14 protein-coding genes are annotated in these 16,157 nt (G+C 44.8%); 2 read left to right on the plus strand and 12 right to left on the minus strand.

Translation table 11 applies throughout. From position 1 onward, the window contains the following. Nucleotides 1-50: 50 nt before the first annotated feature. From PGY05_RS01110 to PGY05_RS01165, 12 genes are all read right to left on the minus strand, one after another. Nucleotides 51-593 (minus strand): hypothetical protein, encoded by a 543-nt coding sequence (locus PGY05_RS01110; protein WP_070101602.1) that lies wholly within the window; start codon nt 591-593, stop codon nt 51-53. A 65-nt stretch (nt 594-658) separates the two neighbouring features. Then, on the minus strand, nt 659-1,198 hold the full coding sequence (locus PGY05_RS01115) for an NUDIX hydrolase (protein WP_055248287.1): 540 nt from the start codon (nt 1,196-1,198) through the stop codon (nt 659-661). A gap of 180 nt (nt 1,199-1,378) precedes the next feature. Next, entirely contained in the window at nt 1,379-2,929 is a 1,551-nt protein-coding gene (rny, locus tag PGY05_RS01120; RefSeq protein ID WP_008372294.1) for a ribonuclease Y, read from the minus strand. 72 nt (nt 2,930-3,001) lie between these two features. Next, entirely contained in the window at nt 3,002-3,613 is a 612-nt protein-coding gene (locus PGY05_RS01125; protein WP_055156726.1) for a regulatory protein RecX, read from the minus strand. 8 nt (nt 3,614-3,621) lie between these two features. Then, the gene (recA, locus tag PGY05_RS01130) at nt 3,622-4,692 is read right to left on the minus strand and encodes a recombinase RecA (RefSeq protein ID WP_270475292.1); all 1,071 of its coding nucleotides are present in this window, start codon (nt 4,690-4,692) and stop codon (nt 3,622-3,624) included. A gap of 392 nt (nt 4,693-5,084) precedes the next feature. After that, complete coding sequence (locus tag PGY05_RS01135; RefSeq protein WP_270475168.1) at nt 5,085-5,888, minus strand: MBL fold metallo-hydrolase; 804 nt, start codon at nt 5,886-5,888, stop codon at nt 5,085-5,087. A gap of 6 nt (nt 5,889-5,894) precedes the next feature. Then, nucleotides 5,895-6,566: an acyltransferase gene (locus PGY05_RS01140; RefSeq protein WP_008372303.1), complete on the minus strand. Its 672-nt coding sequence runs from the start codon at nt 6,564-6,566 to the stop codon at nt 5,895-5,897. Next, nucleotides 6,563-8,614 (minus strand): DNA topoisomerase, encoded by a 2,052-nt coding sequence (locus PGY05_RS01145; protein ID WP_270475169.1) that lies wholly within the window; start codon nt 8,612-8,614, stop codon nt 6,563-6,565. Before PGY05_RS01145 ends, PGY05_RS01140 begins: the two co-directional genes overlap by 4 nt. 115 nt (nt 8,615-8,729) lie before the next feature. Beyond that, nucleotides 8,730-10,835 carry a polyphosphate kinase 1 gene (gene ppk1, locus PGY05_RS01150; protein WP_055248284.1) on the minus strand — a complete coding sequence of 702 codons (2,106 nt, stop codon included), beginning with the start codon at nt 10,833-10,835 and terminating at the stop codon, nt 8,730-8,732. Between the two features lie 100 nt (nt 10,836-10,935). Further along, nucleotides 10,936-12,021, minus strand: coding sequence for an aspartate-semialdehyde dehydrogenase (gene asd, locus PGY05_RS01155; protein ID WP_270475170.1), 1,086 nt, complete (start codon nt 12,019-12,021; stop codon nt 10,936-10,938). Nucleotides 12,022-12,204: 183 nt separating this feature from the next. Further along, entirely contained in the window at nt 12,205-13,584 is a 1,380-nt protein-coding gene (gene argH, locus PGY05_RS01160; RefSeq protein ID WP_008372312.1) for an argininosuccinate lyase, read from the minus strand. Nucleotides 13,585-13,660: 76 nt separating this feature from the next. Beyond that, nucleotides 13,661-14,323 (minus strand): epoxyqueuosine reductase QueH, encoded by a 663-nt coding sequence (locus tag PGY05_RS01165; RefSeq protein ID WP_248005100.1) that lies wholly within the window; start codon nt 14,321-14,323, stop codon nt 13,661-13,663. A 188-nt stretch (nt 14,324-14,511) separates the two neighbouring features. Between PGY05_RS01165 and PGY05_RS01170 the strand changes: the two genes are divergently transcribed. Beyond that, nucleotides 14,512-15,279: an ABC transporter ATP-binding protein gene (locus PGY05_RS01170; RefSeq protein ID WP_270475171.1), complete on the plus strand. Its 768-nt coding sequence runs from the start codon at nt 14,512-14,514 to the stop codon at nt 15,277-15,279. Then, on the plus strand, nt 15,272-16,078 hold the full coding sequence (locus PGY05_RS01175; RefSeq protein ID WP_270475172.1) for an ABC transporter permease: 807 nt from the start codon (nt 15,272-15,274) through the stop codon (nt 16,076-16,078). Before PGY05_RS01170 ends, PGY05_RS01175 begins: the two co-directional genes overlap by 8 nt. The last annotated feature ends 79 nt before the right edge of the window (nt 16,079-16,157 follow it).

The following is a 16,157-nucleotide window of genomic DNA, read 5'->3' on the forward strand; positions in this document are numbered from 1 at the left end:
TCTGCCATTTTCTATCACCTGACGCTAAAATGTGGCTGAACACATTCCTGCTATGTAAGAACCTTCACAAACCAACGGACAATCCCAGGGTTTAAATACACCTCAGACAAAATTCCCGCCACGATCATCATAACAGTAAATCCTGTTTTTGTTCCATTCCATTCACTTTGCGGATAACGATAATAATACCGGATCAATAGAAGATATGCCGGTACATAAAAAATATATTGCGGGAAAATACCGGCAATACACAGCAGCATTCCGCAAAGGCCCATCCTTAAAACTGCCGCCACAGACAGTATCCCGGCTGCAAAGCCTGTCCAAAGGAGGATTCCGGCTGCTGTCAGTCTGCGAAATCCCAGATTTGCCACACAGACCGCTAACGCCAGAGGCATCACTCTCCATCTGAGCAGGTACCACAGGTAATCTTCATTTATGATTTTCACCTGTGTATATTGATTCAGAAAATATTCATGGAAAATTCCAGTCATCGTAACATAATTTTTTGCAATAAAATTAGCATATAAGATACCCGTTCCAAAACCAATCAGATATAGCATGGGCAGCTGATATTTCTTCCGATAAAATTCCACATTCCGGCCTCCAATAATTTCACATAGTTCATTATATGACCGGAGTTGTTAATTATGCGTTCACTTTATCTGTTATACTTTGCATCATAGGCAAGGATAGCAGCTACAGTCTTGGAATCTTCAATCTTTCCTTCAAAGATCATCTGCTTCAATTCTTCAACCGTATGTGCCTCTACATTCACAAATTCATTCTCATCCAGATGCTGATGGGTACGGATCAGGTTTCGTGCCACATAAACTTCGATTTTTTCGTTGCAAAGTGCTACAGTTGTTCGAAGCGTGATCAGCCATTCCAGATCATCACTGCGATATCCGGTCTCTTCTTCCAATTCTCTTGCCGAACAGTCTCGTCCCGGTTCATCTGCTTGGTCCAGCCCTCCTGCTGGAAGCTCCAGTGTAAAGCGGTCCAGTGCATTCCGGTACTGTCTTACCATCAGGAGTCTGCCATCATCCATCACAGGAATCACAGCAGCAGCCCCTTTGTGGTGGATATAGTCCCACACCTCATGATTTCCATTGGAAAACTCCATATAATCTTTGTATACATCAACAATTGTTCCCTGATATACCCTTTCTCTTTTTACACGTTTGATTTCTTTTTTCATCCGTTTTCCACTTCCTTTTCACACAACTATGAGAAACACGCTCCGCGAGTTTCTCAAGTTATCGCGGCAGTCGCCAAGGTCTCGTGCAAACGCGGACTTTGGCTCGTTGCTCGCGTAAATTAAATACAGCCATCCAAAAGACCGAATCTTTTGGACGGCTGTCGTTTTCTGATTATCGTGTTATTTAGCATAATCTGTAACACGGGATTCCCGGATTACATTTACCTTAATCTGACCTGGATATTCCAATTCATATTCAATCTGTTTTGAAATATCTCTTGCCAGCAATACCATATCATCATCAGATACTTGTTCTGGAACTACCATTACGCGAATCTCTCTACCCGCCTGAATAGCAAATGACTTCTCAACCCCTTTAAATTGGTTGGTAATATCTTCTAACTGTTTTAATCTGTTTGTGTATGTCTCCAAGGTTTCTCTTCTTGCACCTGGTCTTGCAGCCGAAATCGCATCTGCTGCCTGAACAACGCCTGCAATCAGAGACTGTGGTTCTACATCACCATGATGTGCTTCTACCGCGTTGATAATAAGCGGCGACTCTTTGTATTTTCTACAAAGGTCTACACCAATCTGAACATGTGAACCTTCTACATCGTGATCGATCGATTTACCGATGTCATGTAAAAGACCTGCACGCTTTGCGATACGGACATCCAGTCCGATCTCGCCCGCAAGCAATCCGGATAGCTGAGCAACCTCGATTGAATGCTTCAGTGCATTCTGACCGTAGCTCGTTCTGAACTTCATACGTCCAAGAAGACGAATCAGTTCTGGATGGATGCCGTGTACACCAACTTCAAGTGCTGCTGCCTCTCCTTCTTCGCGCATCATAGTCTCTACTTCTTTCTGCGCTTTTTCAACCATCTCTTCGATTCTTGCAGGATGGATTCGTCCATCTACGATCAAACGCTCCAGTGCAATTCTTGCCACTTCTCTTCGGATTGGATCAAATCCGGAAAGAACAACTGCCTCCGGAGTATCATCAATAATAAGCTCTACTCCTGTCAGTGTCTCAAGAGTACGGATATTCCGTCCCTCTCGTCCGATAATTCTACCCTTCATCTCGTCACTTGGAAGCTGAACTACCGAGATCGTAGTTTCAGCCACATGATCTGCCGCACATCTCTGGATTGCGGTGACAACATACTCTTTCGCCTTCTTGTCAGCCTCTTCCTTTGCACGTGTTTCAAGCTCTTTCACCATCTTGGCAGTGTCATGTTTCACATCTTCTTCAACAGTTTTTAATAGATAATCCTTTGCCTGTTCGGAGGTAAGTCCTGAGATTCTTTCTAGTTCCTGTACTCTTTTCTGGCTGAGTTCTTCAACTTCAGCCTCCCGCTGCTTCATCGCTGTCTCTTTTGCAGTAAATGCAGTCTCTCTCTGCTCAATTGCCGCAGATCTCTTATCCAGAGATTCTTCTTTTGAAAGTACACGCTTTTCATAACGCTGAAGTTCAGCTCTGCGTTCCTTAGTCTCTTTTTCAAGTTCATTCTTTGTCTTGATGGACTCTTCCTTTACTTCCAAAAGTGCTTCCTTCTTCTTTGTCTCTGCTGTCTTCAAAGCATCATCAATAATTTCTCTTGCTTTTACATCAGCGTTCCCAATTTTAGAATTTGCATCGTTCTTCAACTTGGAAACAGTAACAAAATAAGTAACCGGCATTACTACTATAAGCGTAACAACTACAGCAATAATTATAGGTATCAGCACAGGAGCACCTCCTTATTTAGTTTTCATTGTACAAATACAACACTTAAATTCTATACTGTTTTCACAAATATGTCAAGCATTCCAATCGCAAACTTGTATTACTTGACGGATATCTTCGTAACGAAATCCTTTCCGCACCAAATATCCATATATTTTCTGCTTTTCTTTCGGATCTGTACAGGCAAAGTCCCAGTGTTTTTTGCGAAGAAGCTCCCGGATTGCTTCCTGATCGGAATGCTCTTCATACATCTCTTCCATGATCTCTTCTGCCCGGTTCATATCCACGCCCTTCTGTCTCAGAAGGGCATAAATCTCCCGTCTGCTCTTTTTATCTTTCCTGCTGTCTATAAAGTTCCGAATGTAGGCGTCATCATTGATATATCCAAATGATTTCACATAGGCAATCGCCGCTTCGGTGATCTCCGATGGATAGCCGCCCAGCTTTAATTTATCTCTGAGCTGGGATTCAGTTCTTGCCATGTCATTCAGCAGGTGCATCGCACGAAGCTTTGCCCGCTTCAAAAGGACTTCTTTGATCTTTGCATAAGTATCCTCTGTCAATTCACACTCTTCTTTCAGGTGAAAACGGGACAGTTCGCCTTTGTAAACCACAAAGGCGAACTGCTCATCAACAGATACCCGATACTTTGTCTTTGTAACTGGCTCGATTCGGGTAATTCTCATCATATGTTTTATTCTTCCTCATCCATCACTTCTTCAGCATCTGCCGGAGCAGCCTGTGCCGGTTCTTCTACTTCCTGCCCTTCTGCACCGATTCCGTAATGCGCACGGACTTTTTCTTCAATCTCTTCCATAATCTCCGGATGTGCTGCCAGATAAGACTTTGCATTCTCACGTCCCTGACCGATCTTTTCTCCGTTGTATGCATACCATGCACCACTCTTATTGACCAGATCAATCTTCGTCGCAAGATCCAGGATATCTCCTTCTCTGGAAATTCCTTTTCCGAACATGATATCAAATTCTGCTTCCTTGAACGGAGGTGCAATTTTATTCTTCACGATCTTCACGCGGACATGGTTACCAACCATCTCTCCGCCCTGCTTCAGAGTCTCAGTTCTGCGGACATCCATACGGACAGATGAATAGAACTTCAGTGCCCGTCCACCCGTTGTTGTCTCCGGATTACCGAACATAACGCCAACCTTCTCACGCAGCTGGTTGATAAAGATTACAACACAGTTTGATTTACTGATAACCGGTGTCAGCTTTCTGAGTGCCTGTGACATCAGTCTTGCCTGCAGACCTACATGTGTATCACCCATATCACCCTCAATCTCCTGCTTCGGAACAAGTGCTGCAACAGAATCGACTACGATAATGTCAATCGCACCGGAACGTACCATTGTCTCAGTGATCTCCAATGCCTGATCTCCGCTGTCTGGCTGTGAAATGTAAAGTTCATCAATATCTACACCGATATTCTTCGCATATACCGGATCCAGTGCATGCTCTGCATCGATAAATCCCGCAATGCCGCCTCTTTTCTGTACTTCTGCGATCATATGTAATGCAACTGTCGTCTTACCACTTGATTCAGGTCCATAAATTTCAATAATACGTCCTTTCGGAACGCCGCCAACACCAAGTGCCAGATCCAGACTCAGAGAACCGGTCGGAACCGTCTCAACATGCACCTGTGCCGCCGGATCACCCAGTTTCATAACTGCTCCCTTACCAAAATCTTTCTCAAGCTTTGCAATTGCTGCGTCTAATGCTTTCTTTTTATTCTCATCATTCATTGTATTATTCGCCATCATTAATCTCCTTATCCCAGATTCTTCGCCCACGCTCTCCATCGAACGAATGTTTGTTCTGGTTCTATATTAGTACATATGTTCTGGTTTGTCAACTACATTTTTAAATCAGATCCACACGTCTCACCTTCCCCGGAGAAGAAACCGAACCCCTCCCGAAAACCTTTCTCGCCCAGATCCTCAAAGCTTCTGACTCCCCCATCATACCACATCTTCCCCTTCCCCCACAACCAGAACACTTCTTCTCGGAAGCCATTGCTGACATAATTTCGCATTCGGAGGCTCATCGGAATGCCCTGCACAACTAAATCTGTCCGGTTTATTTTATTAAAAGCGCGTCCGTCTTCTATTTTCCCGCAGACCGCCCGTCCTGCAATCTAAAGCTCAAACACCTCAAGATCATCCGGCACAAACAACTTCCCGTGATAGTACTCCCGTCCTTCCCGCGTATAAAGCTCTTTCCTCTCCTTAAGATGCATCTCTTCCGTATGATACAGGATCAGATGCGGAATCTGAAGCTCCTCGGCAAGCTGACATGCTTCTTTCACAGTACTGTGGTGCTTTTCATAAGGCTTGAACTTATCTGCTTCTCCATACAGGCAGAACGCCTCATGGGTCAGCCAGTCGCTGCCTTTCACAAATTCATAATCTTTCTCATTGTACGGTTCGTCACCGCAGCAGGTAAACTTCACTCCGTTCGGAAGCAGCATCGTAAACCCGAACTGCTTTGCCTTCGTGGAAAAAATATCGAAAAAGGTGACCGAACAGCCAAGGATTTCCTTTGTCTCTCCGTGATGCACCGGCACAAAAAGAATCCGGTCATCAAAATATTTCGTCACCTTTTTCTGGATCGTAAGTTCTGCGATCATGCGGATTGATCTTGCCAGCTCTTCATGGCAGTAGATCCGCAGATTCCCCTCATATTTTCCCTGGCCGATCTTCTTCTGCCCGATCATCCGTATCAGCCAGATCACGCCCAGAAGATGATCGATATGTTCATGGGTAATAAAAATATCGTGAATGTCTTCCAGCTGGATCCCGGTGTCTTTTAACACCTTTAAAATACGGTTTCCGCCGCCGGTATCCACCAGAAAATGCCTGTTTCCATCCGAGAGGGCAAAACATGTATTATAGCATTCCGTTACTGTTGCATTTCCCGTTCCAAGTATTGTAAGCTTCATCCGACATTACTCCTGTCTCATTTCAACTACTTCACCTGCACATTTGTAAATACTTCCTCCCGGCACAAATCCTCTCACCGAAGAAAGTGGATAAATATTGGTATGCGGTCCTACTACACTTCCCGGGTTCAGAATGGTTCCACATCCAACTTCTACATGGTCACCCAGCATCGCGCCGAACTTTTTCATACCGGTCTCGATATTTCCTTCCGGCGTCTTTACAACCACCAGTTTTTTATCGGATTTCACATTAGATGTGATAGAACCTGCTCCCATATGTGACTTGTATCCAAGGATTGAATCCCCCACATAATTATAATGTGGAACCTGTACTTTATTGAAGAGGACCACATTTTTCAGCTCGGTAGAATTTCCGACAACTGCACCTTCTCCTACGATCGCATTTCCACGGATAAACGCACAGTGTCTTACCTCTGCGTCCTTTCCGATGATCGCCGGACCGCCGATAAATGCAGTCGGCGCAACCTTTGCGGATCTGGCAACCCACACATTTTCTCCACGTTTTTCATACTCTTCTTCCGGAAGAGACGCACCCAGTTCCAGGATAAAACTGCTGATTTTCGGAAGTACTTCCCACGGGTAGGTCACTCCTTCAAACAAATCCTTTGCGATTGTCTCTTCCAGCGTATACATTTCTTTAACCGTCATTTCTTTCATTTTTTCTTTCCTTTCGATGCTCTGCCTTTGGTTTCTTTTTTATAAAATGCTGCTGCCCTGTCATAGCAGCTTCTTAACTGATACTGGTTATTCAGTCCCAGTACTCCGTTGGTTCTGCTGACAATAAAATGATCCAGTTTTGTCATATATTCATCCGATGTAATTTCTCCCTCTGCCACATAGTTAAGCCCCTTTTCCCAGCTTGCCGTCAGCTCCGGATTCAGAAGTGAACGGATAGAATTCAACACCACATCATAGATCATTTCTCCAAGAAGCGTCGGTGTGATCACCTGCGTCTTTTTATTCAGTGCCAGATATTTGATATTGAAGAGCTTTTTCAGGATCTCCGCCCTGGTCGCACTGGTTCCGATCCCGCTTCCTTTGATCTGCGCACGAAGTTCCTCATCCTCGATCAGCTGACCTGCATTTTCCATCGCAAGGATCATGGAACCGGAATTGTATCTCTTCGGCGGTGAAGTTTCTCCCTCTTTGATATCCAGTGATTTCACATCCAGGATATCACCTTTTTTTAGCTTCTGGATGGATGCAAAAAATGCGGCATCCAGATCCACATTGTTATCACTTCCATCTCCTTCCGCGTCATTTCCATTTGCATTTTTCTTTGGTGCAGGGAACCCTGCCACCTTCAGATATCCTTCTTCCGCAAGTACACGGAAGTTGGAGAAAAACTGTTCTTTTCCGATCTGTGTTACCAACGCCACTTTCTGATAAACTGCCGGAGGATAGAAGATACTCAGAAACCTCCGGACGATCACATCATACACATGATGAGCCGTTGCAGATACCGAATTCAATGCTGAAAGTCCCTGTCCTGTCGGGATGATCGCATAATGATCCGTGATCTGCTTGTCATTGACATAACGCGTCTTTGCCAGATTTTTATATGCTCCGTAATGCAGAATATCCTGCATATATGGTGCAGCCATCTGGTATTTACTCAGCCCGTTCAGGTTCTTTGTGATCTCCTTTGATACTGCCGTCGAAAGCACTCTGGCGTCTGTTCTCGGATAGGTGACAAGCTTCTTCTCGTAAAGCTCCTGCACAATACGGAGCGTTTCATCCGGACTGATCTTGAACCGTTTGGAGCATTCGTTCTGAAGTTCTGCAAGGTTAAACAGAAGTGGCGGATTCTTTTTCTCTTTTTTCTTTTCGATGGATACAATCCGGCAGGTAAGAGGGGATGTTCCCTCTTTCAAAACAGCTATCAGCTTTTTGGCCTCCTCTTTCTCTTTAAATCCATTCTCTTTGTAGAGCTTTGGAGACTCAAAATAAGCCGAACCTTTCACTGCACGCCACTCACCGGTAAAAGTATGTCCGTCTACATTTACCGATTCGATCACACGATAGAACGGCGTTTTAACAAATTCACGGATCTCCCGTTCCCGCCTTACGACCATTCCAAGGACACAGGTCATCACACGTCCGACAGATACAACCGTGTATTTATTCCCAAGATAATTTGAAATGCTGTTTCCATATTTGAGTGTCAGAAGTCTGGAAAAGTTGATTCCCATCAGATAATCTTCCTTCGCACGGAGATAAGCCGAAGCTGACAGATTATCGTATTCTGACAAATCCTTCGCCTCACGGATTCCTCTGAGGATCTCTTCCTCCGTCTGGGAATCGATCCACACACGCCGGCGTTCTTTCCCTTTTACGCCTGCCATCTGTTCCACCAGACGGTAAATGTATTCTCCTTCTCTTCCCGAGTCGGTACAGACATAAATCCGGTCTACGTCCTTCCTGGTCAGTATTCCTTTTACGATCTCAAACTGCTTCTTTACTCCCGGTATCACCTCATAGAGAAATTCCTGCGGAATGAATGGCAGTGTCTGCAAAGACCATCTCTTATACTTTTCATCATATACTTCCGGATAACTCATCGTGACAAGATGACCAACACACCAGGTTACGATCGCCTCATCTGATTCCAGATATCCGTCTTTTCTTTTCAAATTCAAATGCAGTGCCTTGGCAAATTCCTGTGCCACACTCGGCTTTTCTGCAATATATACCGATTTACCCATATAATAATTTTGTACTCCTGTATTTTCACGCTATAGCAACTCTCACAGCGTTTAAAAAGTGAAGCTGATACCAGCTCCACTTTTTTATCATATCATATTCAGAACATAAAACAAATTATTTTCTTCGAAAAATCTTCCGGATTTTATCAACGAAGCTTTGTTTTGTCCGTCCTTCCGGATGTCTGACGGTGATTGCTTCACGCATAAAATATTCCTGGGAATTGACTTTTGAAGTTCCTTTTTCTTTCATGTAGTATTTGCCGTCACTCTTTAATTCCCGCGCTTTTACATTGTCCGCAAGCATGATCTTCAGCATATGTGTCAGCTGTTTCCTGATAGTTTCATCGTAAACCGGACATGCCACTTCCACGCGTTTTTCCGTATTACGCGTCATCATATCTGCGGAACCGATATAGATTTTCTGATCCGCTCCGGTTCCAAAAAGGAAAATACGCGGATGCTCAAGATAACGTCCGACAATACTGGTCACACGGAGATTCTCTGTGTACCCTTTGACTCCCGGAAGAATACAGCAGATTCCACGGACGATCAGATCCACCTTCACCCCTGCATTTGATGCCTCGGAAACCTTCTGGATAAAATCTACATCCGTCACAGAATTCATCTTCATGATGATCCGTCCGTTCGTTCCCTTTTTGATCTCCTCGTCCATCAGTGAAAGCACCTTTGGTTTCAGACTGGTCGGTGAAACAATAATGTGCTGATAGCTTCCATTGAGATTGCCAATGGACATATTCTTAAAGAAGACGGCTGCATCCTCTCCGATTCCCTTATCCGCTGTGATCAGCGACACATCCGTATACATCGTCGCTGTCTTTTCATTGTAGTTTCCGGTTCCCACCTGCGTAATATATTCAATATTGTTGCGGTTCCGGTAAGTGATCAGACAGATCTTGGAATGCACCTTATAACCTTCAAATCCGTAAATCACACGGCATCCTGCTTCTTCCAGACGTTCGGACCAGTCAATATTGTTCTGTTCATCGAATCTGGCTCTCAGCTCGATCAAAACCGTAACCTCTTTGCCGTTCTCGGCCGCTGCACATAAGTACTCTACCAGCCGTGCCTTCTTTGCCAGACGGTAGATTGTGATCCTGATCGTTAGAACGGTCGGATCATAAGCCGCTTCCTTGATCATACGCAGAAACGGATCCATACTCTCATACGGATAAGAAAGAAGTATATCTTTTTTCTTTACCTGCGGAATCACTTTTCCATCCGTCAGATAGCGGGATGGCTGCGGAGTAAACGGTTCGTCGATCAGAGAACGTTTCAGCGATGCCGGAACCTTATCCATAATCGAAAAAATATAATCCAGCTTCATCGGCATCTTGGTCCGGTAGATCTGTGCCGGTGTGATCTTAAATTTGTCACAGAAATACTTTTCCAGTTCCTTATCCAGCGGCTCCGCTGTCTCCATGCGGACTACTGCCATTCTGCGGCGCTTGTGAAGGGTTTCCTGCATCAGCAGGCGGAAATCATCATTGATCTCCAGTGCCTCATCGTCCGGCGACACATCTGCATTCCTTGTCACGCAGATATAATTCTTGTTCGATACCTCGTATTTGTCGAACACCACATCCAGATATTCCATGATCACCTTTTCCATACGGATATAACGGATATCATGGCCCGGAAGATATAAAATATCTGACACAAACTGTGGAACCGGTACGATTCCAATCATGGAAGTTCCATTCTGCTTCAGACTTGCGATCACATACAGTTCCTTATTGAGCAGATGTGGGAATGGATGATTGGCATCCACGATCTGTGGAGACAGGATCGGTAGGATCTGGTCTTTGAAGTACTTTTTCACATACTTCTTTTCCTGCTGCTCCAGCTCTTTTATCGATAGTCCACAGACACCGTATGGATTCAGCAGCTTCTTGATCTCCGAGTAAGTCTTGTCCCGCTCTTTATACAATGGTGCTACAGCCGCAAAGATAGCATCCAGCTGCTCTTTCGGATTCATCCCCGAACGGCTGTCGATCGTGCTGTTATCCGTAAGCGACATATCATACAGGCTTCCTACGCGGATCATAAAAAATTCATCCAGGTTGCTTGTAAAAATAGATACAAACTTCATTCTTTCAAGAAGGGGTACTGAAGAATCCTTTGCTTCCTCCAGTACCCTCTGATTGAACTTCAGCCAGGACAGTTCTCTGTTCTGTGTATAGTTCTGCATTTCTTTTTTCATATTAGCCCACCTTCACTCTTCCTTTACACTGGTATAATTTCATTCTACCACTGAATCAGAAGAAAGAAAAGTTAACTTCTTTTAAACTTTCCTGCAAAAGCTATTTCTTTGTGATAAAACCTTTTGCAGTCAGTGTCTCAGCACAGAGAACAGCTCCTCCTGCCGCACCGCGGACTGTATTGTGGGAAAGTCCGATAAATTTATAATCGTAAAGGGAATCTTCTCTGAGTCGTCCGATAGAAATTCCCATTCCGTTCTCATAATCTACATCCAGTTTCACCTGCGGACGGTTGTCTTCTGTCATATAGCGGATGAACTGCTTCGGTGCACTCGGAAGCTCTGCTTCCTGCGGGAAGCCTTTGAAACTTTCCAGTTTTTCGATCAGCTGCTCTTTGGTTGGTTTCTTTTCAAAATTGATAAATACGGCAGCAGTATGTCCATTAAGAACCGGTACACGTACACACTGGCATGTGATCTTCGGAGAATCTGCTTTTACGATCTGTCCATTTTCAACTCTGCCGAGAACACGAAGCGGTTCCTGCTCGCTCTTTTCTTCTTCTCCACCAATGAATGGAATGATATTTTCTATCATTTCCGGCCAGTCTTTAAAGGTCTTTCCTGCACCTGAAATTGCCTGGTAGGTTGTAACAACCAGTTCTTTCGGTCCGAATTCTTTCCATGCTGCAAGGCAAGGCGCATAGCTCTGGATCGAACAGTTTGGTTTTACTGCGATAAATCCTCTTGTAGTTCCAAGACGCTTTTTCTGGTCTTCGATGACCGCAAAATGTTCCGGGTTTACTTCCGGGATTACCATCGGTACATCCGGTGTCCATCTGTGGGCACTGTTATTAGATACAACCGGTGTCTCTGTCTTTGCGTATGCTTCCTCGATCGCACGAATCTCATCTTTTGACATATCAACTGCACTGAATACAAAGTCAACTGTCTTTGCAACTTCTTCTACCTCGTTGACATTATGTACAACGATCTTCTTGACTGCTTCCGGCATCGGAGTGTCCATTTTCCAGCGGTCTCCGACTGCTTCTTCATATGTCTTTCCTGCGGAACGCGGGCTTGCAGCCAGTGTTACTACCTCAAACCACGGATGATTTTCCAGCAGAGAGATAAATCTCTGCCCTACCATTCCTGTTGCACCAAGAATACCTACTCTTAATTTCTGATCCATTTTTATGTCCTCATTTCCTGTTTTGTCTTTTTGATACGCACATTTGTACGCGTGATTTGTATATCATAGCGCATTTTCCGACATTTTTCAACCCTGACAATTGAAAAACTATGTCTACTTATTAACGCTCATGTTACTGTTCCCAGTACCTGTGACCAGCAATGCTCATTTTCCTTATAACGATTAGCACTCTTCCAGATACGCTTCGTGAAGCGCGATCACCTTTTTCATAGCTTCCGGTCCAGGTGCACCGATCGTATTTCTCTTATTGACACAGGTTTCCATGCTGATTGCATCATAAATATCTTCTTCAAATACCGGAGAGATCTCCTTATATTCTTCCAGTGACATATCATCTAACGCAATCTTCTTATCGATGCAATAAAGTACCAGCTTTCCTACGATTCCATGTGCATCACGGAACGGTACCCCGTGATTTACCAGATAGTCAGCTGCATCTGTTGCATTGGTAAATCCATGTCTGCAGCTTTCCAGCATACGTTCTTTGTTGAACTTCATGGTTGCAAGCATTCCGGTAAATAAAGCCAGGCATCCTTTCACGGTATCGATGGCATCAAATACCAGCTCTTTGTCCTCCTGCATATCTTTATTGTAAGCAAGCGGAATTCCTTTCATTGTAGTCAGGATCGAAGTCAGTGCACCGTATACACGTCCTGTCTTTCCACGAACAAGTTCCGCAATATCCGGATTCTTCTTCTGTGGCATGATACTGCTTCCGGTGCTGTAGCTGTCATCGATATCGACAAACTGGTATTCATTGGAATTCCAGATGATCACTTCTTCTGAGAAGCGGCTTAAATGCATCATAATCGTAGATAGAGCACTCATCAGCTCGATCAGATAATCACGGTCCGATACCGAATCCATACTGTTCAGTGTCGGTCCGTCAAATCCGAGAAGCTCTGCGGTGTATGCTCTGTCCAGATCATAAGTAGTTCCTGCAAGTGCTCCGGATCCAAGCGGACAGGTATTCATTCTTTTGTAAATATCTTTCAGACGCATATGGTCTCTTTTGAACATTTCAAAATAAGCACCCATATGGTGTGCCAGTGTGATCGGCTGCGCTTTCTGCAGATGGGTAAATCCAGGCATGATCGTCTCGGTGTTGTCCTTCATGATCGCAAGAAGTTCGCGGAGCATATCCACAACCAGTCCCTGCAGTGCGGTGATCTCACTTCTTGTATAAAGCTTCATATCCAGTGCAACCTGGTCATTACGGCTTCTTCCGGTATGCAGCTTCTTTCCTGCATCCCCGATCCGGTCGATCAGATTTGCCTCTACAAAACTGTGGATATCTTCGTATTCCTCTGTAATCTCAAGCTTTCCGCTCTCTACATCCCTGCGGATGCTTTCCAGTCCATCCAGAATCTGCTGCTTCTCATCGTCTGTCAGGATCCCCTGCTTTGCAAGCATCATAACATGCGCCTTGCTGCCCTGGATATCCTGCTCATAAAATCGTTTATCAAATGAAATGGACGCATTGAAATTATAAACCAGTTTGTCGGTTTCTTTCGTAAAACGTCCTCCCCATAACTGTGCCATAGCTTTCCCTCTTTTCTTCAACGTAATTCTGTGCTTTAGTGTACCATAGAATGTCGGATTCTGTAAAGTTCCCCTCTTAACTTTTCACAGAACTTTCCTCTTCCTCCCGAAGTTTCTTTTCCCGTTCTCTCTGATTTTTGGAATAAATACAGCCACAATAGTCCTGGCGGTAAAGTCCGTAAATCTTTGACAGCTCGGTTGAACGCTTATATCCATTTCTCTTTTTAAAATCTGAAACCAGATAAGCCACTCCATATTCCCCGGCAAGCCGCTCACCAATCTCATTCAGCTTCTGTGCATTTTTCAGCGGACTGATGGAAAGGGTTGTGGTGAAATAATCATATCTGCCTTCTTTTGCAAATCTCGCAGCTTCCCGGAGTCTGAGCTCATAACATCTGAAGCACCGCTCTCCACCTTCCGGAATCATCTCCAGTCCCTTCGCCATCTCGTAAAATTTTTCACTGTCATAATTTCCCGCCTGAAAATGGATCGTATGCTTCGCCGGAAGCTCCCGGATCAGTTTTTCCTGCTCATGGATTCGCTTTTCAAATTCCGCCTCCGGGAAAATATTCGGATTGTAATAAAAGACCGTAATCTCAAAATATTCCGACAGATATTCCAGCACATAACTGCTGCATGGTGCACAACAGCTGTGAAGGAACAGACGTGGAACCTTCTTTTCCGATACGATCTGTTCTATCTTTTTATCCAGTTCTTTCTGGTAATTCTTTTTCTGCATCTGTTCATCTCTCCTCATATTGCAGATTTGTTTCTTATTATAGTGCAGCTGTTCTCTTCGCACAATATCTTTTCTGCTCTGTTTTTCTTTTTCCGCTCCATTCCAGCCAGATGCACACACGCTTTTTTTTATTTCTCATAAACTGTAAGTAAAAGACTTATGATCGTTTCTGTATCTGGAGGATTATCATGCAATATGCACTGGAACTGAAAAACGTTCATTATGCTTACCATACACTGGAAGGAGAAACCTACGCCCTGAAAGACATCACCTTTTCGGTCCGCGAAGGGGAATTTATTGCTCTGGTCGGTCCCTCCGGGTGCGGAAAATCCACGCTGCTCCACCTGATCGCCGGCCTGCTTACACCGGAAAAAGGACTCATCAAAATAAACGGCAGCTATCATCCGGACAATACTTCCTGCATCGGATATATGCTGCAAAAGGATGAACTTCTTGAGTGGCGTACCATCTATCAGAACGTTCTTCTCGGTCTCGAGATCCAGCATGCACTGACTGCCCGTTCCCGCGCGCTGGCAAGAGCCCTTCTTACACAATACGGTCTGAATGCCTTTGCAAATGCAAAACCATCCGAACTTTCCGGAGGAATGCGCCAGAGAGCCGCGCTGATCCGCACGCTGGTCCTGAAGCCGGATATCATGCTTTTGGATGAACCCTTTTCTGCCTTGGATTATCAGACCCGGTTAAATGTCAGTGATGATATCGGGCAGATTATCAAAAAAGAGAAAAAAACAGCGATCCTTGTCACCCATGACCTTGCCGAAGCGGTCAGTCTTGCTGATCGGATCCTTGTTCTCACAAGCCGTCCGGCAACCATTGGGCAGACGGTCAATGTTTCCTTTTCTGATCCGGGACTTTCCCCGCTTGCCCGCCGCAATGCCCCGGAATTTAAGACTTATTTCAATCTGATCTGGAAGGAGCTGAACCCGGATGAATGAACTTTCAAAAAACCAACTGCATTACCTGAATATGCACCGCAGACATAAACGGATCATTGCTGTTTCCAGAGTCTCCATCTTGCTGACATTCCTCTTTCTCTGGGAATTTTCGGCAAATACAGGATTGATCGACTCTTTCATTTTCAGCAGTCCTTCCCGGATTGCCCTGTGTTTTCTGGAAATGACCGGTGACGGCAGTATTTTCCGTCATATCGGAGTGACTCTTTACGAAACCCTGGTCAGTTTTATCCTGGTAATCTTCTTCAGCCTTTTTGTCACCGTCCTTCTCTGGCTCTTTCGGAAGCTTTCGGAAATCCTGGAGCCTTATCTGGTCGTCCTGAACAGTCTGCCAAAATCCGCCCTTGCTCCGCTTCTCATTGTCTGGCTCGGCGCAAACCGCACAACAATTATCATTGCCGGAATGTCTGTTGCAATCTTCGGGAGCATACTGAACCTCTATTCCGAATTTTCCGAAGTAGACCCAGATAAAATCATGCTCATCTACACTCTTCACGGAAACCGGCTCCATGCCCTCTCCAAGGTAGTGATCCCAAGCTGCATTCCGGCGATCATCAGCACCATGAAGGTCAATATCGGACTTTGTCTGGTAGGCGTGATCATCGGAGAATTTATCGGCGGCAGGGAAGGACTTGGCTATATGATCATCTACGGCAGTCAGGTCTTCAAGCTCGACTGGCTGCTGATGAGTATCTGTATTCTCTGCGTGATCGCCATGCTGCTGTACGCACTGATCGGACTGGTTGAAAAATGGTATCTGGGCCGATGTAAGATTTCCTGATATTTATCAGAAACTTCACAGGGAAAGTCTCTTCTTTCTCCCTCGCTTTTTCAAAAAGGAACCATACTTTTCAGATCAT

This window comes from Coprococcus sp. AF51-11b1 (assembly GCF_027682785.1).
Taxonomy (GTDB): domain Bacteria; phylum Bacillota; class Clostridia; order Lachnospirales; family Lachnospiraceae; genus Allocoprococcus; species Allocoprococcus comes.